This window comes from Paenibacillus sp. B-A-8, assembly GCF_048572915.1.
Classification (GTDB): Bacteria; Bacillota; Bacilli; order Paenibacillales; family Paenibacillaceae; genus Paenibacillus_AQ.
This window is the reverse complement of the sequence record NZ_CP183882.1, coordinates 2,911,384-2,935,628: the sequence shown is the minus strand read 5'-3', so window position 1 is coordinate 2,935,628 and position 24,245 is coordinate 2,911,384. Positions and strand designations below refer to the sequence as shown.

Genomic DNA, 24,245 nt, shown 5'->3' with positions numbered 1-24,245 from the left:
TTTTATAAACTATTTGAAATTAGACGGTGTATTGATGTTATTCGTTATTTCGTTACTAATTTCCAGAGTGATAATGCCGACTCCGGATTCCAGTTGTTATCACCATAACTTCTAAATGTCACTCGAGCTTCATAAAGGTTACCCTTGTATTCAACTTTTGTTCCAACAATATACAACCCGGATGCATTCCAAGCTGCTACATCTGGTAATACAGGTTTCACAAGGGTTTTGACTGTATACAAAGAGCTCTTGTCTGAAATATTACCAGCAACGTCCACAGCTCTCACATAATAATTGTACGTAGTGGAAGCTTGTACCGTTAAATCCGTAAAGGAAGTTTCCTTGGTTTGGGTCAGTTTAACACCATCCCGATATACAACATAATGATCAACCCCTACATTATCTTGGGCGGCGTTCCACATTAGATTAACACTATTGTGTTTCACTGACATGCTATGCAGCCCCTCAACCATCGAAGGCTTCACAGTATCTGGTGTTTCCACTGGGGGGATAACCTCTTCCGGGTTTGGTGTGCTAACAACAATACTATTACTTGAACCTGACGTGTTTCCTGCACGATCCACAGCTACGATGTAATATGTATAGATTTTGCCGGATCCTACAGTTATGTCTTTATAGCTCGTTGTTGAGGAAATACCAACTTGTTTCGCATTACCAATGTTCTCACCGCGGTAAATCAAGTAATGATCTACGCCTACGTTATCTGTTGCAGCATCCCACATAAGGTCTACAGTGCTCGATTCTACACTCATCGTGTGTAACCCTGTTACTGTCGACGGCTTCTCTGTGTCTGGTTGTACCCCAGGTCCTAAATCACCGTTTTTTAGATTCACATCAATCACTTGGTAGAAGGCATTTGCTGTATCATCAATATCCCACACAGCCAAAATAACATGATATCCACTACGGTCAGTTGGGACATTTACTTTATGTGTCACAGAACGCTCAGGCTGTTTACCGCCATTCTCAAAAGTTCCAATAAGCTCTAAGTCAGAACGTTTAATCGGTGCATTAGGATTCCAACCTTTTTTCGTAATATAGTAATGCCATTTTGTTGTTCTATGTTGTGCTGTAATATACCAAGTGATGTCATTTAATCCGCCGACCATATCATGTTTAATCCAGCGATCACTTGTTTGTTGATCCAGAATTCCTCCGAACATGCCACCCGCTGATGCTATCTTCCCGTCCGCAGGACCCGCCAATGGGAAGCCCTTTGGTGCCTCTAGACTCTGTGGCTCATATTGAACAGAACCCACATTATTCGCTGCACCAAGCTTCGCACGACTTGCAGGTTCGGATACATAACCGTGTCCAAATGCTTTATCGGTATCGATAATTCCAACTCCGGCAATAACCCCAGCTGTAATAACAAATGGAGCAACCTTCTTTGCGATACTGTTGATCTTCATGTTTACTTTCATCATTCATCATCTCGCTTTCTAGTTGTAATTTGAAGACTTTGAAAACGAATCCAGAGTTATTATAATTTTCCGAAAACATAATAACAATAACCTAAAGAACCAGATAACAATGGATAAAAGACCCATGACAATTGAACGGATTAGTAGTTCTCCCCGCTAATAATGCCCCATCGAAGCGATTCATTCTACTCAAATAAAAAGCCAGTCACCGATTCATTGATCGGTGACTGGCTGCAAAAAACAACTTGTTATGACTTCTGATTTTCTTAAATGGGATATAGTCCCCATTTACATATTTAAATCCTGTTTGTTAGCTTCTCCGCTCTCTTTAACTGAGAATGGCCACCAATTTCCTCGGCCAAAGATCCGTACCATAACAGGGACAAAGAATGGCAAGAATATTAGAGCATACAGGGCCAATCCCACGAGCACCACTGTTGCAATCTGCATCATCGACAGTACCCCTGAAGGATACATCGAAGCGAAGGTCCCTCCCAAAATAACTACAGCAGATAGGATAACTGTACCCATATTGCGCATGGCGTGTAGAATCGCTTCTTTTACATCCCAAGTTTTATTTTCGTTAAACCGGGCCATTAAGAAAATACTATAATCCACACCTAGTGCAATCAGCATAACAAAACTAAAAAATGGCGTCGTCCAGGTAATCCCCTCATAGTGCAGTAGATTAACGAAAATAGCCTCCGTAACACCCAATGCTGAAAAGTAAGTGATCAAAAGTGAAATAATAAGGTATATCGGCATTACGATTGAACGAAGCAGTAACACTAATATGATGAAAATACCGCTCAACATCAGGATTACTGTACGCGTGTAGTCTTCATTGGAAATGTTCCGCAAATCGCTCTGACTGCTTGTAACCCCGCTAATAGCTGTTTCAGCATTTTCAAGCTTCGTACCTTTTACTGCACGATCTACTGCTGCTTGAATATCACCCACACTATCTATAGCCTCTGAGCTGTAAGGATTCTCGGTGAATACCACGTCCAATGTCATCACCTTACGGTCATCAGACAAGTACGTATCAAATACCTGCTTTATACCTTCAGCTTTAAGTGCTTCAGCTGGTACAAAGAATCCGCTCAGCTCTTCATCCTTAGCCGCTTGAATCTGATTCAAGTATTCTTGTGCCGAGCCCAGACCGCTTGTAATTTGCTTCAATCCATCAGCACTATCGCTTAGTCCAGTGGTTAAGGCTCCAATTTGCCCTGTCAATTCACCAAAGCCGTCCGCTAACTGCTTCTGTCCGCCTTGCAATTGATCAAGACCACTTGTGATAGATGGAATCTTATCTACGATCTGCCCTTGACCTGCTGCCGCCTGATCGAGTCCAGATTGCAGTTGACCGATTCCAGCTACAAGCTTAGCTAAACCTTGCGCGAGCGCGGTTTGCCCAGCCGCAGCTTTGGCATAACCGGTATTCGCTTCATTTAAGCCAGTAGCTGCACCTTTAAGCTGTTCTGAAACCTGACCAAGACCGGCTGCTAGCTGCGCTACACCCGTACCACTTTGTGCTACTGTGCCTTTGATCGTCAAATAATTTACATCCTGAACAATTTCCGGATAACTGCTCTCTAAGCCAGCGAAGGAACCGTCCAGTCCTTTTAATGCCTCTGCAACGCCTTGTAGCTGCTTCGGAAGCTGCCCTAGTCCTTCATCCAGCTGGGTTAAGCCGCCGCCGATTTTTTTATAGCCCTCAAGTAACTTCGTATTAGCATCTGCTAACTGTTTAGCACTTGTTGCTGCCTGCTGAAGACCGGATTTGATTTCTCCGGCACCCGCTGAGCCACTCTTTATCCCGCTCTCAATCCGGGCTAGCCCGGTGCCTAAAGCAACGATTCCGTCTTTGAGGTCTGCTGTGCCTTCTGTCAGTTTAGCACTTCCCTCAACAGCCTCTGTCAGTTTAGGAGCATTATCGCTAAGCTGTTTACTTGCTTCAGACAATCCGGTTTGGATCTTGGTCAGTCCTTCGTTACTCTGATCCAATCCATCAGAAAGTGTACCAACTTGATTAGGAATCAAGAAATCACTAATTAGCTCACCTGTTGGACGTGACATGCTGCGAACAGATTTTACGCTATCCACTTTTTCCAGCTCACGGCTGATTTTCTCCGCAAGACCCAGGTATTCTGAATTGTCCATGCGATCATCATTCTTGATTACGATCTTGCCAGGCATTGATTCCCCTGGTCCGAAGCTCTCCGAAATAATATTGAACCCTTTTACCGAAGCATATTCCGAGCCGATTTCCTCCAAGCTGTTAAAGGACAGCTTACCGCTATAGGTGAGTAAGAAGGGGGCTACGATTACTGCAACAATTAGAAGAGCGGCCCACGGTCTTTTTAAAGAAAAAGAACCTGCCCATCCCCAAATCCGGCTCTCACTATGCTCCAGCTTGCCACGGGAAGGCCAGAATAGTTTTTTGCCAAGCACCGCCATGAAGAATGGAACAATCGTCACAAGTGCCAATAGCATAACGGCAATTCCAACTGCAACAGCTACTGCTGAACGATAAAGAATGAATTTCGATAATCCAATCGCTACAAAACCTACGAACACCGCTAAGCCTGAATAGAAAACCGTTCCTCCAGCTTTACGATAAGTTGCAATAATAGCACTTTTGGTATCTTCTGCGGTCATCATTTCTTCCTTAAAACGGCTGATCAGCAGAATACAATAATCCGTACCGATCCCGAACATGACGGCGACCATAAAGATTTGAGTAAACGTAGATAATGGAAAATCATAACGATCCACCAAAAAAGCCACGACAGACTGGGATACAATATAGCTGAGACCTACTGTCAGCAGCGGTACAAAAGGTGCTACAAATGAACGAAAAACGACGAATAGAATAAGTAGAATAAATACAACTGTAATATACTCCGACTTCTTTAGCCCTGCTTCTGAGCTTGCGATCATATCTTCTGTAATGAGACCTTCACTGGTCAAATAATGATCTGCTTTAACATCTGTAAGCAATTCATCCACTTTTTCTGGCAGCGCAGTAACAGCCTCTCCTTCACCTTTTACGGACAACGCCACCATAATGGTCTTGCCATCTTTGGCAATCAGCGTATCCTTAAGCTCGCTTTGTGAAAAAGGATCGGTGATGGAATCTAACTGTAGAGCTTCCTTATTCGCAGCCAGCTTCTCAACGCCTTGTTGAATACTTGCTGTTTCTTCTGCTCCGATCCCCTTCGGGTTATTGAATACTAGAGCTACCTGATGGAGTGATTCGCCACCCTTGTCACTTGCCGCTTCCTTCATGATTTCTGCTGCTCTTGATGAAGGGTATCCCTCTGGAACCGTAACCTGCCCCTTCTCACGGACAAGATCTGAGAACGATGGGGCCGTCATCATTAGCACAACCGCTACAGCGAGCCAGATTGCGATGACCGCCCATCTTGCTTTTAGAATCGTCTTCATTGGCTCTTCCCTCCATTGTCATTCTGAATTAAATTCGCCAGTTTCTCAAACATCATGATGAACATCTCAATATCCTTCTTTTCAAAATGAAACAAATACGGGGCCACCACTTCATGTACTTGCGACTCTGCTGCTTCAAATACTCTTTTGCCATGCTCAGACATCGATAAATACACCTGACGACGATCATTCTCGTCTCGGGTTCGCTCGATAATGCCCGCTTGCACCAGTCTGTTGATTATCGCTGTAATGGAGCTTTTACCCACGCAAAAGGTTTCTGCTAGATATGTAGACGTACATTGTTCCTGAGCATTAATCAGACGCAGAATTTGATACTGATCATTCGTTGTATCCGCAGCAATACTATCCTTAATTCTTGCCGCTACTTGTCTTGTCACCATCATGTATGCATCCATATAACGGTTAATCCAATGCTGAACCTCATCCTCCAAAGCTTCCTACCTCCAAAAATATAGTTCGACTGTAGAACAGTTTCATTGTCAAACTATAATCCCATTTTTTTCAAAAGTCAACTTACAATTCTGCTGAATAATTTATGATCTGCACAACAAAAAAACAGGCCGAGAATTCATCTCAACCTGCCATTTTATGTCTTCTACATATTTTTTATTCCTCATCCTCGATCTCATCCACTTCATAGACACATCTCAGCGTCTCAATACCTGCTGCATTTTCACCGAGGCTGTACACCATGAAACCAAGACTACGGTAGAAATCTGCAGCGATCTCATCCTCAGTTTCTGCTACAAGATAACGCGGCTGCCGCGTAGTAAGCAGCTCCAGAATCATCCCCCGTGCATAACCTTTTCCTCTGTTCTCTGGCAATACAGCAATATGCCGAATATCCAAAGAGCCATCTTCTGTTTCTTCAAAGCCCACGAGACCAAGCAGTAATTCTTCCTCTTCCCACCCGTATAGTTTAAACCCGGCTTGTTCGCTATACTCAGACGAGGTCTGCTGTAGGGCACTCGGATCATCAATGACCGCATAGGTCAACAGCTCATTCACCTCAGGTGTACCAATGAGGGGTTTAAGATCAATCAACATTCTTCACATTTCTCCTTCTTTGTTACTTTTAAAGCTAATCACTCGAAACAATCCGTAGCCTATCCACACACCTAGCATGTTTAATAGTAAATCATCAATATCGAAGCTTCCCACATGTAGCAGCATTTGTAAGCACTCCAAAAGCAGTATGCAAGGGACAGCATATAACGAGATCCTAAGCCAAGAAATCGAACGTGTCTTTACTAATGGCCAAAGAAAACCAAATGGAATAAAAACCACAACATTCCCTAGCAGATTCACTAGCCGGTTGATCAGTGATAACCCGTTATCCAAGTTGAAATAAAGTGACACCGTACGTAATGGAACCAGATTGTACTGAAGAGGACCTCCAGTGTGAACTTCACGTCCAAATCCGAGAAACATCCAATAGATAACAGTAGCACTATACAGAGTTAGTACTACCCGTGTCAATCCTTTTAGCGGCCATGAACGGCTAGTTTCTCTAAGTCTGCGGTTAATCAATTCTTAGATTGAGCTTCTATTATTTCGATGCTTCCGTCATGTTTACCAACAATAGCCATCGCTGCAATTCCAATAAATAGGCCGTGATCTACAACACCCGGGATACTTTGGATGGTCAATGCAAGCTTTGGCGCAGATTCTATCTCTTCAACAAATCGGCAGTCCGCTATGTAGTTGCCATTATCCGTCTTGTACAACTCTTCTCCGTTACGGCGCAATTCGGGTTGGCAACCCAGTTTAGCAAGCTCCGCTACAGTCCACTCCCAGGCGAAAGGAACGATTTCCACTGGCAGTGGAAATTTGCCTAGCGTGCTTACAACTTTACCTTCATCGGCAATCACGATCATCCGAGTACTATTACTAGCTACAATCTTTTCACGAAGCAAAGCGCCGCCGCCGCCTTTAATTAGTTGCAAACTGTTGTCCAGCTCGTCCGCTCCGTCAATGGTCAGGTCCAGACTATCAATATCACCAAAAGCTACCAGCGGAATCCCTAGCTCTCGTGCTTGTTCCTCGGAAGCGCGTGAAGTCGCAACTGCGGTAATCTTTAGACCTTCACTGACGCGTTCTCCAAGCTTACGGATCGCCCAGTAAGCAGTTGATCCTGTACCCAGACCTACCTTCATTCCATCTTCTACGTATTCTACTGCTTTTTCTGCTGCTAATTGTTTAACATTGATGCTCATATAAATACCCCCATGTTATCCGTTATAAAGATTTATAGTAAACTTGAAATTCCCATAATTCAGTAGGATTCCGGTTAAGCACCGACATCCAATATTTTGCCGTAACAGAGACTATCCGGATCACCGATATAGGGCCCAAACAAATCAATCGGTTGGTAGCCGTGTTTGACGTAAAGCGCAATCGCTTCAGGCTGTTTGATTCCAGTCTCCAATCGGATCTCCCTAAAGCCGGCAGCGATTGCCTGTGCCTCAAGGAATAACAGCATATTAGTAGCTATGCCCATTTTGCGATAACTAGAATCTACATAAAAACGCTTCAACTCCATCGCAGACTTCTCAGTGCCGATATAATCCAATAGACGAAGCCCGCCGCAACCCACTGGTTTACCGTTCAAGTAGGCTACTACGAAAGTCATTTCTTTTACTTTGGGATCCTCGAAATCGACGACATAGATCGTCTCGTGCGGATAACGCATCTTCAGTTCCTCATCCAGAAACGTAATAAGCTTTCTTAAATCAGCATTCTCTGGGTCAACCACTTCAAAATTCACTTCTGTAACGGGCGGCACTCTATTTCCCTCATTTCTTGTATCCAATTTCGTATTATCCTTCTTGCAGCCGAAAAAATCAATAATCTTCATTCTGCCTTATGTATATTGAAATTTCACTACATCCTCTAAATTTAGGATCATCTCTTTTTCAGCGTGGTTAGCAGCCCTATGTAAGTAAGCTTTATGCGTAATGAATGAATCCGAGGGAGCTGCCGATTTAATGCACTCTAGCACACTACGTTCGACATCAGCCAGAACTAAATCCCCTTTACCCGCGCTAACTCTACATAGATTAATGATAGCCAAAGGCTTATTCACAACTACCTGTCCACTGGACTCCACAAAAACTGTGTATTGAATTAAAGGAATTACATCTGGATCTTCCACACTAGCAGTGCAAGATTGGTCAAAAATAGAATACATTAGTGCAGGATTACGTGATAAAGTTCCTAATTTCTTCTGATTAGATACCAATTTGCTGTTTTGATAGGCCAAGAATCCGGCAACTGACAACACGAGCACAAGCAAAATAACTAATACTGAGTACATTTCATCACGTCCCACCCAATACGCCATAATAACAATACCGATTATATATTATCATGGATAGATGCATAGACCAATCTTATATTATCTTCGATTTAACAAGTGTAAAAGGCCCTCAATCTATAAAGTTATTTTGAAATATTCAAAATAACAGTTGAAACTTCGTTTGACATGTCTCATAATGAAAATATGAATATTGTTTGTCAATCCATATGGAAATCAAGGGAGGAAACTTAAAATGAAGTTTTTCTTGGACACCGGAAATATTGAAGAGATCAAACGTATTACTCGCCTCGGATTAGTGGATGGCGTAACGACTAACCCGTCGCTCATCGCTAAAGAAGGAAGATTGTTTAAAGATGTTATCAAAGAAATCGTAGCCATCGTTCCAGGTCCTGTTAGCGCAGAAGTAATCGGTTTGACAGCAGAAGAAATGCTGAAAGAAGCATACGAAATTGCTGAATGGGCTCCAAACGTTGTCATTAAACTCCCTATGACTGAAGATGGCTTGGAAGCTTGTTATGAGCTTACTAAAAAAGGTATCAAAACTAACGTAACGCTTGTCTTCTCAGCGGCTCAAGGCTTGATGGCTGCAAAAGCAGGCGCAACTTATATCTCTCCTTTTGTAGGACGTCTGGATGATATCGGTGTTGACGGAATGAAGCTGATCAAGGATCTAAAGACTATCCTGACCAACTACGGCATGACTTCCGAAATTATTGCAGCATCCATTCGTAACATTGCACATGTAGAGCAAGCAGCGCTTGCTGGTGCTCACATTGCTACCATCCCAGGTTCGCTCCTGCCAACCCTCTGGAAGCATCCGCTGACAGATAACGGTATTGAACGCTTCCTGAAGGATTGGGAATCCGTACCACAGGCATAAGAAGAGTCTTTTATTCTTTTATCAAGAGGGCTATCCCAGAAGCTATGGCAACGTAGCTTAAGGATAGCTCTTTTTTCCATCAATGGACATCGCCGAAGTCTGACGAACACGCTTTGACAAAAGGCGGGGATTGATCTTCTCTGTTTCTTTCACACCGGATTCCCCCTTGCTTCCTTTGCTTGGCGTAACTGCAAATAAGGTCAGCAAACCACCGATAGCGCCAACTGTAGCCATCAAAGCAAACAATACCCAATGTCCACTGCTCATCAGCAGCGATACCACCGGCGGCCCCAAAGATACCCCGATGAACCGCATACTGCTATAGAGAGAGGTTATAGTTCCACTATTCTCCTTTTCAATCCCTTCTGTTATCAATGCATCCATGCAAGGCAGAACAATCCCAATTCCAACACAGCCTAAACCCATAAATCCAACTAAGAAATAAATGCCTTTATTGAACCCTGCAAAGATCATTGCTGCAGTTAGTAATACCATCCCCCCAAAGCCAAGCCATTTCATTAGCGTTTTGTTCTGACCAATAATCTTTCCTGTTCCATACGAGGACAAACATAACAAGGCTAACGGGACCGCCAGTACATACCCCTTCATCGCCCCATGCATTTTATACTTAGATTCCAGTATCTCTGATAAATAGAATTGAACGCCAAAGGTCACAAACATACAGATACCACCTATGGCAAAAATAGCATACAGCCATCGTCCCTTTTTACGCAAAATACTCACAATTCCATTTAAAAATTCTCGTATACTCTGTTTCTCAGGCTGTTCCTTTGCTTCCGGCTTTCGAACCAGAAACAAAACTAAGCCAAATGAGATTAGACATAGAACAGGAATTGCGATAAAAGGTGCGAACCAGAGCCATAAACCGAGATAAGCGCCAAGAATCGGGCTGAGTACTTTACCAAACGTATTAGAGGTCTCAATGATTCCCAGACTTTTGCTTACATCCTCTTCTTTCTTGAACAAATCACCAACAAAGGGCAGCACAATCGGAAAAGCACCGGCCGCGCCTATGCCTTGTAACAAACGACCGGCCAGAATGACCCAATAAGCACTAATGCCCTTCATAAGCCAAGCCGCCACCACACAGATGATACCACCAATAGCAGCAATGATCAGGCTCGGAAGAATCACCTTTTTTCGTCCATACGTATCAGACAGGTACCCTGCAATAGGGATCATCACAATAGCCATCAATCCATAGACAGTAATCAGCATACTCACCTGAAAAGAGCTAATGCCGAGTTCTTTAGAAATCTGCGGCAAAATAGGCAACAACATGGAGTTACCGAGGGTCATAATAAGTGGAATGGATGCTAGTGCAAACAGATCCCATTTTCTTTCCTTCATGAACTGACCACCTTTGCATTGTTTGCGACTCTCTATATTGTGGTTTGTTCATCCCTCTTTATTCATCCATACAAAAAGACCGTCCCCCGCCAAAGCGAAAGGACGATCTTACGTTTAAAAGATTAGGCTTTACAGCGAATTTGCAATCATGGTCTTCGCATTTACGTTTGGAAGGAATCGGTTCGGTTCCCCCAGACTAAAAATATGAAGCAAGTGCATAGCCCTAGTGCAAGCTGTATAGAACAATTTACGCTCACTTTCTCTGCCATATCGTTCAGCTGAACCATCGTAGATGATAACAGCATCAAACTCCACACCTTTGGCTAAGTAAGCAGGTAGCACCAGTGTTCCCTTCTGGAAATTCGGTGTTTCCTTCGTAACGAGCCTTACCGGTAGCTTACTATGTAGTTCATCGTGAACCCGTGCGCTTTCCTCTGCTGTTTTACAGATGACAGCCACATAATGATACCCCTTTGATTGCAAATTCCGGATATCCTTTTCAACTGCATTTAGAAGCTCATCCTCGCTAGATACTACATTTAATTGAGGTTCTTCTCCGCGCCGATTAAACGGCACAATACGTTCTCCGCCAGGAATCATTGCCCGGGTAAATTCCACAATCTCATAAGTGGAGCGGTAGCTACGGGTTAATGAGATCACTTCTGTATTTTCTTCACCATAGATGCTAACTAAACTAGACAAATCGCCTAGCACTTCACCTTGTGCATAAATCGCCTGATTCAGATCACCCAATACGGTCATTTTAGCCCTTGGAAATAAACGGCGCATGAACTCTAATTGGAAAGGGGAGTAGTCTTGTACTTCATCCACAATCACATGACGAATCAACGTGTTGGTACGGAAGCCTTGGCTTAGCTCCTTTAAATACAGGAATGGAGTGGCATCTTCATAAGCCAGCTCGTTCACTGCGATAGATTTTAGCGTTTGCTCACAGATCTCATCCCAGATTTCCGGTAGAGAATTAACACCATTTAGACGTTCCATAAGCTCACGATCAGTAAACAGCGTACTGTACAACCCCTTAACATCCACAAAACGGCCTCGTTTAGTCCACCCGCGCAGTGGTTTTAAGCGTTGGCTGACTACATACCGGGATAACACTTCTTTTTCCGTATCAAAATCATCAAAGCTATCCTGCGTAGCTTTCTTCTTACGTCGCAACATCTGATAAGCACGATGATAATCACTGGAGTCCAATAGCTCAATTTGATCTTCCACCCATGAAGCATTTCTTTCCTCATGACTAAAATCAGCGATCTTCTTCAGCAGCCAACGTGTCATCAGGTCTACACGGTTCGCTAGCTTAATGGCTGGATCATAAGCATAGAAGTGACGTTCCATCTCTTCCTTACTGACGACTGCCCTTCCTTGAAACATTAAGGGTTTGAACATCATGCCCTCATGCTCAAGCATCGTAGCATATCGACGAATTGCATCGAGAAAAGGTACGGATGATTTATAAGCGATGCCTTCTCTGCGTATAGCCACCTCAGGGCCGTCAGGGGCATTCAATAGGCTTTCTGTTTGACTAAAGACATCTTCAAGCTGAAATTCATGTCCCAGACGGTGCTCCAAATACATCTGGAAGGTGGTTTGCTGCATATTTTCTTCACCTAGCTCTGGGAGTACGGTAGATACATAGCTATTAAACAGTGGGTTTGGCGAGAACAAAAGCATTTGATCTGCCTGCAGAACTTCACGGTATTTATACAAAAGATAAGCTACCCGTTGCAGTGCAGCTGAGGTTTTCCCGCTCCCTGCTGCACCCTGTACAACCAGCATCCGGCTTTTATCGTTACGGATAATCGCATTTTGCTCTTTCTGAATGGTAGCTACAATACTCTTCATTCGATCATCGGCACTATGGCTAAGCACCTGCTGCAAAAGCTCGTCACCGATCGTAACACCAGTATCAAACATCACTTCAATAACACCATCAGCTATTACAAATTGCCGCTTAAGATTCATTGTGCCTGAAACTAGTCCACCAGGCGTTTCATAAGCTGCAGGACCAGGTGCTCCGTCATAATATAAGCTCGATATGGGTGCCCGCCAGTCATAGATCAAGAAGGTGCCATCATCCTCCATCAAAGATCCAATTCCTAGATATATCTTTTCAGTTTCTCCATTTGGTGCTTCTGTAAAGTCAATACGCCCAAAGTATGGAGAGACGAGCAGCTTTTTATATTTTTTCAGTGCCTTGCTTGACTGTAAATGATGGCGTTCGCGTTCATTCAAGATTTGGGATTGTTGGCGAAGACTTGTTGAAGTTTCCCCTAAATCATCTGGACTACTGAAGTTTACCGTAACCTCTTCCCAGAAGTCTTTCCGCATATCTACCACATCACTACGATGAAGTCCGAGCTCCTCAGATAAACGCCGGATATGGGCAGACAAAAGCTTGGTCACTCCGTCTACTCGCTGCTGTTCTTCTTTCCATTCAATTTCATGATTCTCCACTACATTTCATCCCCTTTTGGAAGGTTGATATTTCAAGTGAGGATACTCTTAATAGATGAATCCGGCCCCTCTGGGACCGGATTTGTTAATAAAAATAAGAAGTATAAGTTTCACTCTGAACATAATCCTTAAGCTTATATGTTGCACATCAAAAGGTTATGTTCTATGCTTCACGATCCGTTTCTTTTTCCTCAGTCGCTATACGATTCATTTGATCTGCCACTTTATCCAGGCGTTCTAATTGATACCCGTAATCGTAAATAGCTGCGGCTACAACATACAAACGTAGTTGACCTATTTTCTCCGCATTATACCCTAGGATCGTTGAATTCAAAAATCCATCATTCTCGTCTCCCAAGGGTTCTGATTCATTGGTGTTCGGTTTAAGTTTATCTTCAAATTTCAACAAGATTAGTTGATGATATTTGATTAACTGCTCCAAATGACTGTCAAACAATGCATCAGTCTCTTCGCTTCGATCCGCTTGAAAATAATGCCGGTCCACAGCCTCAAGAACATCGAAGCCTTTTTGTAAAGATGATAACAGGTTCTTATAGACAACCATCTGTCTAGTCTGACTGTACTTCGCCCGCTTTAGCTGTTTCTGCTCCTCTTCAAACAAAGCATACTTATCCGCTAAAGATTTAATGGATGACTCCAGTGCAAGCTTTTCATCACGAAACACACTTTCCTTCATCTCATGAGATACTGCCGTTCTTAGCAGCAAGGATAGGCTGGCAAAGACGTTCTCAATCTGCTTGATGTACTGTTTACGTGGTTTCGGAGGAACTACTATAATATTGATTAGAAATGCAGAAACAATCCCTGTCAATGTTAATAAGAAACGATTCAGTGCGAACTGCCATTCTCCAGAAGCCTCCATCACTGTGATAACTGTGACTAGCGTCAGGCTAATTGTATCCGCTCGGTTAATTTTCATACTGATCATTATGACAAGAATGCAGACCAACCCAACCGCAATTGGACTATTGGATAACAGCATTCCTCCCAGAAGAGCGAGTATCGCGCCCATTGTAGTCGTTGTCAGCTGATCAAGAAAATAACGCCAAGAGCGATAAATCGATGGCTGCATAGCGAAAATTGCTGCGATTGCAGCGCCCACAGAAGATGGGAAATGTAGCAGTTCGGCTAGATACAAGGCAAGCGTGACTGCCATTCCTGTTTTAAATATGCGAGCTCCAAAAGCCAAAAATATCCCCCCTAAAAATTGGCCCACTCTGCAATATGGACATCTGTTAATCCCTCATTCCTCTAATTACCCAAGCCTAGAGTTGATGAATTTTAAGATCATTTAAGCTCTCACTCATGATTCTTTCAGCTTTCAGGGAATACTAATTCAAGTAAGTACCTATCACATATAACATACGAGGTGAGTGAATGAATAACAACATCAAAAAATTCGCGACTATTACAGCGGTTCTTTTCCTCAGTCTGTCTTCAGCTCTTGCTCCTATTGGGCATGCGTCAGCTGAGAATGTAACTTCCGCTGCACCTGATTCTGGGCCCTTGGAAAAAGGTCATAGACCCCCTCCAGGGAAAGACGGGAAATTCAGAGCCGGCGGACATTTCATTATTTTCGAAACAGCCAAGCTGCTTGAGATGGATCGAACAGAGCTAATCAATAGCCTTAAATCAGGCAAAACCCTCCCCGAGCTAGCCCGTGAGAAAAAAGGCTGGACAGAGGAGCAATATATTCAGAAGCTCAGCGAATCCGCAAGTAAGCGGCTGGATCAAGCCATCACCGAGGGACGGCTCACGAAAGAAGAAGCCCAAAAGCTAAAGGCTGGACTTCCTTCTATGCTGAAGAAAAAAATAGGTAAAATGGGTCATTTCCAGGATCGAAAATCTTCGGAACATCATGTGATGAACCCTTAAAATATCCCACTGAATCCTTAACTAATCGACGGGTATCTCCATTCCTTATGAAGATATCCGTTTTTTATAGGCTTCAAATAGACCGACGGATAACATCAGCCATGCGCCACTCGCAGCAAAACCTCCAATAACGTCGCTAGGATAATGGACTCCCAAATAAATACGACTCCAGCCAATGCCTACGATCATGAATACTGCAAACATTATTAACAGGATCCGTTCACTTCTTCGCGGCAAATGCCGCCACAGTAAATAGGCAATTACCCCATACAAGGAGAAGGCTGCCATAGAGTGTCCACTTGGGAAACTATACCCAATCTCTTGGACAATACGATGGAAATTCGGGCGTTCCCTTTGAAACCACAACTTCATAAGTGTATTCAATAGCTGTGAGCCTAGTCCAACCCATAGGAATAGAATTAGCTCAAGCCGATGTTTCAGCAGAAAATAGAGCAGAGCCATCGTACCGATAGATATTCCAATCGCTACCTTAGAGGAACCAATCAGAGATAATCCTTTCGCAAATGAGGTCAGCCCAGGTGATTCAGCGGATTGAACCAAATGAATCATATAGTTATCAAATGATGATACCTTATTCATATGAACTAGAATCGCAATAACGACGAAACAAGCAGCAAACCCTATAAAATAACGAAAACCTCTAGACCAGTTCTGATAATAAAGCATAAATACCTCCGTGTCTAATTTTGTGCCTGTCGATCGCATTTCCAGTGAAGCTCTAACCCGTGCTATAATTATAGAGAAATAAATATACAAAAAGATGGAGTGCTGCCAAAGTGGAGAGTCTAAAATTACAGGAACGTTTGTTGAACCAGTTTATTTCCACAAAGGTGCCCGTGACGATTTTCACAACGAATGGTGTGAAAATGCAAGGCGTCGTAACCTCGTATGATGCATTCACAATCACTTTACAGGGTCAAGGTGATGGCAGACAGAATGTGCTATTTAAATCTGCAGTATCCACTATTGTACCTCTTAAGCCCGTCTCACTCAAATAGCTCACAAGCTCATTTCATTTCTTCATCCTCTTTTCAATAATAAAGGGAACACCGGACAACATATCCGGTGTTCCCTTTATTATTTTCTTAAATTGTCTAATTCACTCTTGTTAATGAGCTTCTTTTATACAGGGAAAATCACAGGCTTCACACATACCGGCTTAGATACCTCGGCTGTATTTCCAGTAAATACGAGACGACCACTAGCTGCTTCAATAGAGAATACAACCAAGTTATTAGCGTCACGATTCGCAACAATCAGATAAGCCCCATCCGGAGTTAAAGAGAAGTGTCGTGGATGCCCTCCACGAGTAGATACATATTCAATTAGTGTAAGCTTGGCAGTAGTGGGATCCACCGCAAATACTGCGATATTATCTGCTCCACGGTTAGATGCGTAAAGATATCTTCCATCTATTGAAGTAGCAATTTCGGCACAAGTATTCTCTTCCTTAAAATCCTCAGGCAAAGTAGAAACTGTATCTACAGTGTGAAGAGTACCTGTAGCACTGTCATATGTAAACGATGTTATTGTGGAATCCACTTCGTTTATTACATAAGCTGACTTTCCATCTGGATGAAAAGCAAAATGACGAGGTCCTGCTCCCGGATGAAGCACCGTATCAGCGTGAACTTCTAGTTTGTTCAAATCTCTGTTGATTTTGTAGGACCGAATGATATCCAGACCAAGATCAGAAACAAACAGATACTGCCCGTCTGGACTGAAGATAGCTGAATGGGGATGCGGGCGATCCTGACGTTCAGGATGTTGACCGTGGCCGGAATGAATGGCGACATCCGTAAGTTGACTAGCAACTTTTTCTTCATCTAATGTAATCAAGCCTACAGTGCCACCATGATAACTGCAAACAACAACGTATTCATTGTTTAGGTCTCTAGAAATATGACATGTGGTTGTTTGGCCATTACCTGAAGCAGGCATTGTGGCTATTCGGTTCAATTCGCTCAATTTCCCACTCTTAGCATCGATTGCAAAGGTAACGACTTCGCCCTCTTTTCCACCCTCACCATTCGGCTTTTCTCCTATGGCATATAAACGCAGCGCTGTAGCATCCACATTAACAAAGGTAGGGTTAGTTAAGCCCTGAACCGAGTCGATTAATTTTAACGTACCTCCTGCTTCGCCATCGAATTCAAATACCTGCACACCGCTTTCCGTGGCACTTGCATAAGAACCCGTAAACAGCAATAACTTAGTCTGCTTTTCCATCACTATATTCCTCCTTCAAAGTATTGCTATTATATAATTTACAGTTTTTAAACGTTAATGACAAACTATAAAGTAAAAAGTGTGACAAATAGTTCAAAAATAAGGCTTTCCAAGGATTAGGGAGTGTGTTATAATGAAAGCGCTAACATTAGTCTTTTATTAAGTACAAAGGGGGAACATGAATGAGTAGCATCCTGCTGGAAGCCAGAAATGTATACGAGGACTTCGAGGTGGAAACAGACATTCTGTTCTTTAAGGTCGGAGACCATGATTTGGTCATTTTTCACGGCAGAAACTACAACATAAAAAAGAGAATGACTGCCGAGCAATTAAAACGATTGTTATCCAATTCAACTTACTATCATGTGTACGGTGGCTGTTATGTCAATCTGAACAAGATCAGTTCTATCGAAGACGACTGCATTTATTTCGGAGAAAAGGGACTATTCGCTAAAAACGTTCGTGTCCCAAGACGGAAACAAGAAAGTATTCGTCATCTATTGAAAGGACTGAAGTAAACATCTTATTCCCATAAGCCGGAAGGGCATGTTACCGATGCCAATTCCGGCTTTTTGCTTTTTATTAATAGAAACTTAAAAAGATCCTATCTTTTTTTATACTTTCTTAAGGTTTAGGATCAGGATTTCTGTTAAAGTTGTTAATAGACAAGCAACACCTATATTGAAGGGAGTCATTACTCATAATGGACAAAAAAGATCTGAATGGAAATGAGAACTTAGAAAACAACGGTACTACGGAGGAAGAGTTGAACACTTCCGAGAATACCAATGAAGTAAATGAAGTGGAGGTCGTAGCTGCTGAAGAACCTGTGAATACAGTAAAACAAGAAAGTATTCCAGTAATGAACAAAGTCGGCAGTAACAACAATACAACCCCACCTGCTCCACCAGCTTCTCCCAAAGGTAACAAGGGCTGGATGATTGCCTCCGTGGTTCTGGCTGCGGCACTTATCATTGTACTGATTAAGCCTCCGTTCCAAAAGGACGACAGCAACACAGCTGTTGCTACCGTTAACGGAACTAACATTACTAAAGAACAACTTTATGATAAATTGATCGAAGCTGGTGGAGAAAGCACGCTGCAAGCTATGATTACTACAGAACTCGTTGATCAAGAAGCTAAAAAAGCTAACGTAACCGTTACTGATGAAGACATCAATGCTGAATTAGAAGATCTTAAAGCTCAATTCGGCGGAGAAGCTGCATTTAATGCTGCATTGCAACAAAGCTCAATGACAGTTGATGACTTGAAGAAACAAATGCCACTGCAAGTTAAACTGCGTAAGATTCTTGAGCCGCAAGTAACTGTAACCGATGAAGAAATCAAGGAATATTATGATGCAAATAAAGCTTCTTTCAACGAAGAAGAACAAGTTCGTGCTTCCCACATTCTCGTTGAGACTAAAGAAGAAGCTGATGCAATTCTGAAGCAATTGAAAGACGGAGCAGATTTCGCTGAACTAGCCAAAGAAAAATCTTCGGATACTGGTTCAAAAGATAATGGCGGAGATCTAGACTTCTTCAAACGTGGAGATATGGTAGCTGAATTCTCTGATGTAGCATTTAAGCTTAAAGTTGGGGAAACAAGTGATGCTGTGAAATCCGATTATGGTTATCACATCATTAAAGTAACCGACCACAAAGATGCTAAAAACTACACCTTGGAAGAAAAGAAAGATGAAATCAAAAAGACGCTTGTGTCTCAAAAGGTTTCCACCCTTTCCACTTCTTGGTTGTCAGATACAACTGCAAAAGCTAAAATCACAAATTCACTTACGGATGCCAAAAAAGAAGCAACAGCTTCTCCTGAACCATCTGCAAGCGCAGAAGCAGGAACTGAATCCGCTGAATAATACGAAAGTAAAAAGCAGGACAAGCGTTATAAGACGCTGTCCTGCTTTTTTTTGTACCAATTTCCGAACTGATTAGTGTCCTTTTTTTCGAATCTGCTTATCACGATTCTCTCCCCACTCTTTCGCTTGCGCGGTAGCAATAGAGATCGCCCTTCCCTCTTCATATCCATCTTCTAGCAGTGCATTAGCAATATCTATCGCTTTATTACGAACTGGTGCTGTGAAGTTCTTCAGTGAATCTGGATAATCATCTTTGTTCCACGGCATACAAAAACCTCCTTAACCTGACTATATACTTCACTTAGCCAGGTCAAGAAGGTTTTAAACACTCTTTTAAGCTTATTTAAAGACTTTAACGCGATCTTCGATCGGTTGGAATTGTTTCTCACCTGCTGGAGTTACTGTCTTACCAAACGGCAATTGTGCAATCAGCTTCCATTCTTGCGGGATACCCCATGCTTCTTTCACTTCGTCATCAATCAGTGGGTTATAGTGCTGCAGGGATGCGCCTAAACCTACTTCAGAAAGTGCAGTCCATACTACGAATTGCAGAATGCCCGAAGATTGGTTAGACCAAACTGGGAAGTTCTCCGCATACAATGCAAAGTTTTCTTGAAGGTTCTTCACTACCGCTTGGTCTTCAAAGAACAATACGGAACCGTATCCTGCTTTGAAAGATGCTAGTTTTTGCGCTGTTCCTTCAAATTGTTCAGCTGGAACGATTTTGCGCAAAGTTTCTGTCGTGATATCCCATAATTTATCATGCTGTTCACCTAAAAGAACAACCGCTCTGGAGCTTTGGGAGTTGAATGATGTAGGGCTATGCAAAACCGCTTGTTCAACGATTTCAATAATTTGAGCATCTGTTACCGTGGATTCTTTGCTAATAGCATAAATAGAACGTCTTCCTTTAACCGCTTCTAAAAAATTGTTAGACATAAAATAACTACCTCCATTTATTTAAGTAACTTACTTTTGTACATCTTATCACCTTTTTTCTAAAAACACAACATTTATTCACAACTAATATTGTCGGATATAAAAGGCTCCCGGTAAGTAACATCTCCTCTTCACTTTTCCGATATACATAACTGCTGAAAATAAGCTACAATAGTGCAGCAAAAGTACAGAAGGAAGGTTATTTATATGAAATTCACAACAGATAAAGCGCTCATCCTACATAAAAAAACGGTCATATTCTCTTGTATAATGCTTCTTTGCCTTAGCTTGGCGCTTACTGGCTGTAAAGACACAAAATCGTCTAATTTAAATGCTATAGAACTTGATCAGACTGAACTTAAACCTGTATCTTTCTGGGTAGCTACAGATACTCACTTTTTAGATAAGGATCTTCAGGACGGTGGTCAGGCTTTTCAGACCTATGTCACGGGCGGTGACGGGAAAATGCTGCCTTACAGTGATGAAATGGCTGAAGCTTTGGTCTATGAAGCTGAACAGAAAAAGCCTGCGTTTATCATCCTCAGTGGTGATTTAACTAATAATGGGGAACGCAGCAGCCATCAAAAGTTAACCGAAAAGCTAAAACGAATTGAACAACAAGGAACCTCTGTTTATGTCATTCCTGGCAATCACGACATATTCAATCCTTGGGCTAGATCCTTCAGCGGCGATAAACAGCTCCTTACGGATTCAATTACGGACAAAGACTTCGTCAAAATATATGCGGATTTCGGCTACAAAGAGGCTGTATCACGCGATAAGGAATCATTAAGCTATATCGTCAAGGCCGCCCCCAACTTATGGATTCTCATGATAGACAGCAGCCAATATCTTAATAATCTGAAATACGGATTCCCTCAGACGGATGGACGTATTGCTTCCTCTACTCTTTCATGGATGGACGAATCCATTAAGCTTGCAGCCAAAGAACACGCTTCAGTGATTACGGTGATGCACCATAACTTACTGAACCATACTTCTATGTCGGTTTCAGGATTTAAGCTTAATAACAGTCAGGAAGCTATTCAATCCCTGAGGAAGAATGGGCTGAATCTAGTCCTCTCAGGACATATTCATATGCAGGATATTCAAGTAGATCCAGCAGACACAAATCAAGACACAGTATCCACTGAACAAATGCCAATCTTTGATATCGCTACGAGTGCAATGGCCGTCAATCCACATCAATATGGTGCCATGACCTTCGATCCCGTCACGCGGGCCGTAAATTATAAAACAACCGCCTTAAACGTTGAAGGTTGGGCTGAAGCTAACCAGATTACAGATCACAATCTCTTAAACTTCAAGGCATATGCCGAAGAAGCCTTTGCTTCTAACTCCTATGACAAAGCTATGGATAGTCTTAAGGAAAGTCCTTTAACAGAAGCTGAAAAAGAATCCATGGCGAAGGTAATGTCCATGCTGAATGTACGATACTTCGCAGGAACTGCGGGTACCTTCGCTAAAGATATTAAAGCGTTGCCGGGCTATAGGCTTTGGGAGGGACAGCAGGACGGTTTCTTGGGAGGTTATGTTCAAAGTATGGCTGAAGAAAAAGCGTTAAGTAATGTCGACTTAGAGGTGGTTTTAACGAAGCAATAAAAGAATGGCATATTCTATATAAAAAAACCCAGCTCCCACTCGCATTTCTGCGAAATAAGAAGCTGGGTTTGGATGTGTTATTTGATTAATGAAGATCGAACAACTATTTCCGAGTAATAGTAATCCAACCCTCATCATCTACATACACAGAAGCATGAAGTGCTTCAGCAAGCACGCGTAGTGATACATAGGCATCACCATATTCGTCAACAAATACAGGCTCAGCAAGCTTCACTTTTTCACCGTTAATCACTGCTTCGGAAGAACCGATTTTGAATACCAGTTTATCACCGTACACACCATCCGTTACGATAATGGCACGATTGACTGTATCCCATTCCACAGTAGCATCTAAATCTTCTGCCAGGTACCGCAGTGGAATGTAGGTCGTATAATTGTCTACGATCGGATAATAATATTCGTCGTCAGGCTCGATGACAATCGTTCTCTTGGTGATACCAAGATCGTCTTTCAATATACGATAAACGTTAGAATTCGGGTCAAAATTGTTCAAAGTCTCTGCAGGCGTTAAACTACCGGAAGAAACATCAAGTGCCCCTTTTGTACTGATTGGATCTGCGGTTACAGCCCCACCAATGTTCCAAACCTGACTGGAAGCCTTAAGGGAGAAACTCTTTAACGGCATATCTTCAGTACCTGGAAGTGCCACTTTCAGATCAACATTCTGTTTACGAACATGTAGACTGCTATCAACAAAAATGTCGACAGCAAGCTTCGTATCCTTACTCAGCACTGTCTTAAGCTCAGGGGTGGATTTGTAAAGACTATTCAGTTGATTGTCATATACCAGAAGTACCGCATCGACAGCCAATTTTGCTGCATCATGAAGTACGGTAACTACTGCTTCTTTATCATCTAAAGGGATATCTCCAAAACCAAGATTCCGCAAATCACCGGAGCCTTTTTCGTCCATAGCTTTGATCACTGGGTACAGATAGTCGTACAGACCACCAACCAATTCTGTAAAGCCTTCAGTATCTTTAGAGATCGATTTCAGGAATCCTTTTAACAAAGCTGGAAGCTCATCACCCGTCACTTCGGTATGTAACTTCGTCATATTCACTTGCTGACCATACACAGCCTCACTAACTGGTGTTACACTAATTGCGCTTGGATTCGGAAGATTCTTCACCACAAACTTCGTTAGCAGCTTACTAAGATCCTCAGCTTTAGTCAGATCCAAACCGACTTCAGCAAAAACCTCATCATAGCCTTGAATTGGGAAGTAAAACGGTTGTTTTGCTCCTTCAACAGTAAAGACTAAAGTTTGTTTGTCCATAAACAATGCGAAAGGAATATTCAATTGTTTATAGCCGATCGTTCCATTTGCAGATACATTACCATTCTCTTGTAACTTTGCATTACTGATACTCACGGAAAAAGAATTTATGAGATCGACCATTTCCTTATCTTCTGCGCTAATTCCTTCTGAAGGCTCAGCGTTCATAGAAAACGTCATGCTGGATTCTGATGATTTAACATCGACATCCCCGATCAATGCCTTATTAACATCGAAACCTCCAACCGATTGACAACCGGCCAGAACAAGCAGCAGTGCGACAAAAGGAATAAACCATTTTGCCTTAGCTTTCATTCTCCTCATAGCAAGTCTCCTTTTTTAAGATTTTTTTGAAATCAATCCATTATCTCAGCAAAGGTAACATTTGTAAATCAAAGTATGAATTATTGTAAAAATACTATAAATTCAACAAACTTCGCCATTCAATAGAAAGCCAATCATTGTAAATCAGACCCTTGAATATGCCCAAAATCAATAAATGTGCTGGATAAAAAGACCACCACACCCAGCGTGGCACCCGGTGACGCTCTAAATATCCCCATAGTGCAGGCGTCAAAGCAATCAACAGCGTAGGTATAATACTAAGCATTTGCACTGTCCAAAAATTATAGAACATATAGAATATATTCAGTGCTAAATGAGCTCCGACAAGCCAGTATGACTTCGTATACCGGAAGATTAATACTAACAGCAGACCATACGCATTATAGTCTATAGGGAAATAATCCATTAACGCGATAGCCCCAATGACAACAGGTATACCAAGCCATAGAGTGGGAAGCTTATCCAAAATAACCAAAACGATTGCCGATAACAGAAGTGTAAATACAACATTCCATCCGCCAGGATTAATTGCAAAATTGTATGGAATCTGAGCAATAATAGCGATTATGAGCAGTCGGAACAAATATTTTGGTTTGGATGATGTATGGATATGTCCCTGCACAAGTCCGTAACAGTAAATGGGAAAGGCTATTCTCCCTACATATCTCCAAGCAATATCCTCTGGAAAAAAGATATAGCCTATATGGTCGATTAGCATAGTCAGCATAGCGAGAATCTGCATATCAAACCTCCTTAAATGGGTTGATATCATACTTTCGCCAATGAGTACTTCATCTCCTTTGCCAATACGCAAATGATGACCATAAATAAAAAGATCATAAAAAGATCCTCTACTTCTGGGTTTTTCCCTCTTGACTTTATGGTGTGCAATTGAGTACTATGAACGAGCAACATCATATGGCAATGATCAAAGACATGATTTCCTATACGAACTGTCCAGAGAGAGAGGTCCAGGCTGAAAGCTTCTCCAGTAAACGATTGTGAAGTTACCCCTTTGTAGCTGTGGCGCTGAATCCGTTGATCCAAATTTC

At 42.3% G+C, this 24,245-nt stretch carries 23 protein-coding genes; 6 read left to right on the top strand and 17 right to left on the bottom strand.

Translation table 11 applies throughout. The features are described 5' to 3' along the window. Positions 1-44: 44 nt before the first annotated feature. From ACN6MV_RS12695 to ACN6MV_RS12660, 8 genes are all read right to left on the bottom strand, one after another. Positions 45-1,448, bottom strand: coding sequence for a lytic polysaccharide monooxygenase (locus ACN6MV_RS12695; RefSeq protein WP_419886481.1), 1,404 nt, complete (start codon positions 1,446-1,448; stop codon positions 45-47). 285 nt (positions 1,449-1,733) lie between these two features. Continuing rightward, the gene (locus ACN6MV_RS12690) at positions 1,734-4,895 is read right to left on the bottom strand and encodes an MMPL family transporter (protein ID WP_419886480.1); all 3,162 of its coding nucleotides are present in this window, start codon (positions 4,893-4,895) and stop codon (positions 1,734-1,736) included. After that, entirely contained in the window at positions 4,892-5,347 is a 456-nt protein-coding gene (locus tag ACN6MV_RS12685; RefSeq protein ID WP_042126966.1) for a MarR family winged helix-turn-helix transcriptional regulator, read from the bottom strand. Before ACN6MV_RS12685 ends, ACN6MV_RS12690 begins: the two co-directional genes overlap by 4 nt. A gap of 175 nt (positions 5,348-5,522) precedes the next feature. Beyond that, on the bottom strand, positions 5,523-5,963 hold the full coding sequence (locus ACN6MV_RS12680) for a GNAT family N-acetyltransferase (protein WP_042126964.1): 441 nt from the start codon (positions 5,961-5,963) through the stop codon (positions 5,523-5,525). A gap of 3 nt (positions 5,964-5,966) precedes the next feature. Beyond that, positions 5,967-6,446 (bottom strand): VanZ family protein, encoded by a 480-nt coding sequence (locus ACN6MV_RS12675; protein ID WP_052414579.1) that lies wholly within the window; start codon positions 6,444-6,446, stop codon positions 5,967-5,969. Beyond that, positions 6,443-7,126 (bottom strand): ribose-5-phosphate isomerase RpiA, encoded by a 684-nt coding sequence (gene rpiA, locus ACN6MV_RS12670; protein WP_419886750.1) that lies wholly within the window; start codon positions 7,124-7,126, stop codon positions 6,443-6,445. Before rpiA ends, ACN6MV_RS12675 begins: the two co-directional genes overlap by 4 nt. Positions 7,127-7,206: 80 nt before the next feature. Next, positions 7,207-7,728, bottom strand: a complete 522-nt coding sequence (locus tag ACN6MV_RS12665) for a GNAT family N-acetyltransferase (protein WP_419886479.1) — start codon at positions 7,726-7,728, stop codon at positions 7,207-7,209. Positions 7,729-7,779: 51 nt separating this feature from the next. Continuing rightward, complete coding sequence (locus tag ACN6MV_RS12660; RefSeq protein WP_419886478.1) at positions 7,780-8,232, bottom strand: hypothetical protein; 453 nt, start codon at positions 8,230-8,232, stop codon at positions 7,780-7,782. Between the two features lie 235 nt (positions 8,233-8,467). Between ACN6MV_RS12660 and fsa the strand changes: the two genes are divergently transcribed. Beyond that, the gene (gene fsa / locus ACN6MV_RS12655; protein WP_042126959.1) at positions 8,468-9,115 is read left to right on the top strand and encodes a fructose-6-phosphate aldolase; all 648 of its coding nucleotides are present in this window, start codon (positions 8,468-8,470) and stop codon (positions 9,113-9,115) included. Between the two features lie 57 nt (positions 9,116-9,172). Here the strand turns inward: fsa and ACN6MV_RS12650 are convergent, their stop codons facing one another. The 3 genes from ACN6MV_RS12650 to ACN6MV_RS12640 form a co-directional block, all read right to left on the bottom strand. Further along, positions 9,173-10,486 (bottom strand): MFS transporter, encoded by a 1,314-nt coding sequence (locus ACN6MV_RS12650; protein WP_419886477.1) that lies wholly within the window; start codon positions 10,484-10,486, stop codon positions 9,173-9,175. A gap of 129 nt (positions 10,487-10,615) precedes the next feature. Further along, positions 10,616-12,967, bottom strand: a complete 2,352-nt coding sequence (gene helD, locus ACN6MV_RS12645) for an RNA polymerase recycling motor HelD (protein ID WP_042126957.1) — start codon at positions 12,965-12,967, stop codon at positions 10,616-10,618. A gap of 163 nt (positions 12,968-13,130) precedes the next feature. Further along, the gene (locus ACN6MV_RS12640; RefSeq protein WP_042126955.1) at positions 13,131-14,177 is read right to left on the bottom strand and encodes an FUSC family protein; all 1,047 of its coding nucleotides are present in this window, start codon (positions 14,175-14,177) and stop codon (positions 13,131-13,133) included. A 188-nt stretch (positions 14,178-14,365) separates the two neighbouring features. Here ACN6MV_RS12640 and ACN6MV_RS12635 point away from each other — a divergent pair, with 188 nt between their 5' ends. Next, positions 14,366-14,863, top strand: a complete 498-nt coding sequence (locus ACN6MV_RS12635; protein ID WP_052414578.1) for a hypothetical protein — start codon at positions 14,366-14,368, stop codon at positions 14,861-14,863. Between the two features lie 45 nt (positions 14,864-14,908). Here the strand turns inward: ACN6MV_RS12635 and ACN6MV_RS12630 are convergent, their stop codons facing one another. Then, positions 14,909-15,550, bottom strand: a complete 642-nt coding sequence (locus ACN6MV_RS12630; protein ID WP_052414577.1) for a phosphatase PAP2 family protein — start codon at positions 15,548-15,550, stop codon at positions 14,909-14,911. 110 nt (positions 15,551-15,660) lie between these two features. Between ACN6MV_RS12630 and hfq the strand changes: the two genes are divergently transcribed. Then, positions 15,661-15,882, top strand: coding sequence for an RNA chaperone Hfq (gene hfq, locus ACN6MV_RS12625; RefSeq protein ID WP_042126951.1), 222 nt, complete (start codon positions 15,661-15,663; stop codon positions 15,880-15,882). A 124-nt stretch (positions 15,883-16,006) separates the two neighbouring features. Here hfq and ACN6MV_RS12620 read toward each other — a convergent pair whose 3' ends face one another. Beyond that, on the bottom strand, positions 16,007-17,113 hold the full coding sequence (locus ACN6MV_RS12620; protein ID WP_419886476.1) for a lactonase family protein: 1,107 nt from the start codon (positions 17,111-17,113) through the stop codon (positions 16,007-16,009). 182 nt (positions 17,114-17,295) lie between these two features. On the opposite strand from ACN6MV_RS12620, the gene ACN6MV_RS12615 reads away from it, so the two are divergent. Both ACN6MV_RS12615 and ACN6MV_RS12610 read left to right on the top strand, forming a co-directional pair. Then, a complete protein-coding gene (locus tag ACN6MV_RS12615) occupies positions 17,296-17,631 on the top strand; it encodes a hypothetical protein (protein WP_042126947.1) in 336 nt (111 codons plus the stop codon). A gap of 185 nt (positions 17,632-17,816) precedes the next feature. Continuing rightward, positions 17,817-18,986 (top strand): peptidylprolyl isomerase, encoded by a 1,170-nt coding sequence (locus tag ACN6MV_RS12610; protein WP_419886475.1) that lies wholly within the window; start codon positions 17,817-17,819, stop codon positions 18,984-18,986. A gap of 72 nt (positions 18,987-19,058) precedes the next feature. Here the strand turns inward: ACN6MV_RS12610 and ACN6MV_RS12605 are convergent, their stop codons facing one another. Both ACN6MV_RS12605 and ACN6MV_RS12600 read right to left on the bottom strand, forming a co-directional pair. Then, a complete protein-coding gene (locus ACN6MV_RS12605; RefSeq protein WP_060622303.1) occupies positions 19,059-19,253 on the bottom strand; it encodes a hypothetical protein in 195 nt (64 codons plus the stop codon). A gap of 72 nt (positions 19,254-19,325) precedes the next feature. After that, positions 19,326-19,925, bottom strand: coding sequence for a nitroreductase family protein (locus ACN6MV_RS12600; protein ID WP_042126941.1), 600 nt, complete (start codon positions 19,923-19,925; stop codon positions 19,326-19,328). Positions 19,926-20,132: 207 nt separating this feature from the next. Here ACN6MV_RS12600 and ACN6MV_RS12595 point away from each other — a divergent pair, with 207 nt between their 5' ends. Then, positions 20,133-21,548, top strand: a complete 1,416-nt coding sequence (locus ACN6MV_RS12595; RefSeq protein WP_419886474.1) for a metallophosphoesterase — start codon at positions 20,133-20,135, stop codon at positions 21,546-21,548. A 103-nt stretch (positions 21,549-21,651) separates the two neighbouring features. Here ACN6MV_RS12595 and ACN6MV_RS12590 read toward each other — a convergent pair whose 3' ends face one another. Together ACN6MV_RS12590 and ACN6MV_RS12585 are read right to left on the bottom strand one after the other, a co-directional pair. Next, positions 21,652-23,172 (bottom strand): copper amine oxidase N-terminal domain-containing protein, encoded by a 1,521-nt coding sequence (locus ACN6MV_RS12590; protein ID WP_419886473.1) that lies wholly within the window; start codon positions 23,170-23,172, stop codon positions 21,652-21,654. Between the two features lie 94 nt (positions 23,173-23,266). Next, a complete protein-coding gene (locus tag ACN6MV_RS12585; protein WP_419886472.1) occupies positions 23,267-23,935 on the bottom strand; it encodes a TraX family protein in 669 nt (222 codons plus the stop codon). Between the last annotated feature and the right edge of the window lie 310 nt (positions 23,936-24,245).

Coding starts and splice junctions, on each gene's coding strand:
- ACN6MV_RS12695 (WP_419886481.1), bottom strand. CDS start 1,448: ATGATGAAAGTAAACATGAAGATCAACAGTATCGCAAAGAAGGTTGCT.
- ACN6MV_RS12690 (WP_419886480.1), bottom strand. CDS start 4,895: ATGAAGACGATTCTAAAAGCAAGATGGGCGGTCATCGCAATCTGGCTC.
- ACN6MV_RS12680 (WP_042126964.1), bottom strand. CDS start 5,963: ATGTTGATTGATCTTAAACCCCTCATTGGTACACCTGAGGTGAATGAG.
- ACN6MV_RS12660 (WP_419886478.1), bottom strand. CDS start 8,232: ATGTACTCAGTATTAGTTATTTTGCTTGTGCTCGTGTTGTCAGTTGCC.
- fsa (WP_042126959.1), top strand. CDS start 8,468: ATGAAGTTTTTCTTGGACACCGGAAATATTGAAGAGATCAAACGTATT.
- ACN6MV_RS12650 (WP_419886477.1), bottom strand. CDS start 10,486: ATGAAGGAAAGAAAATGGGATCTGTTTGCACTAGCATCCATTCCACTT.
- ACN6MV_RS12635 (WP_052414578.1), top strand. CDS start 14,366: ATGAATAACAACATCAAAAAATTCGCGACTATTACAGCGGTTCTTTTC.
- ACN6MV_RS12630 (WP_052414577.1), bottom strand. CDS start 15,550: ATGCTTTATTATCAGAACTGGTCTAGAGGTTTTCGTTATTTTATAGGG.
- ACN6MV_RS12620 (WP_419886476.1), bottom strand. CDS start 17,113: ATGGAAAAGCAGACTAAGTTATTGCTGTTTACGGGTTCTTATGCAAGT.
- ACN6MV_RS12615 (WP_042126947.1), top strand. CDS start 17,296: ATGAGTAGCATCCTGCTGGAAGCCAGAAATGTATACGAGGACTTCGAG.
- ACN6MV_RS12610 (WP_419886475.1), top strand. CDS start 17,817: ATGGACAAAAAAGATCTGAATGGAAATGAGAACTTAGAAAACAACGGT.
- ACN6MV_RS12605 (WP_060622303.1), bottom strand. CDS start 19,253: ATGCCGTGGAACAAAGATGATTATCCAGATTCACTGAAGAACTTCACA.
- ACN6MV_RS12600 (WP_042126941.1), bottom strand. CDS start 19,925: ATGTCTAACAATTTTTTAGAAGCGGTTAAAGGAAGACGTTCTATTTAT.
- ACN6MV_RS12595 (WP_419886474.1), top strand. CDS start 20,133: ATGAAATTCACAACAGATAAAGCGCTCATCCTACATAAAAAAACGGTC.
- ACN6MV_RS12590 (WP_419886473.1), bottom strand. CDS start 23,172: ATGAGGAGAATGAAAGCTAAGGCAAAATGGTTTATTCCTTTTGTCGCA.
- ACN6MV_RS12585 (WP_419886472.1), bottom strand. CDS start 23,935: ATGCAGATTCTCGCTATGCTGACTATGCTAATCGACCATATAGGCTAT.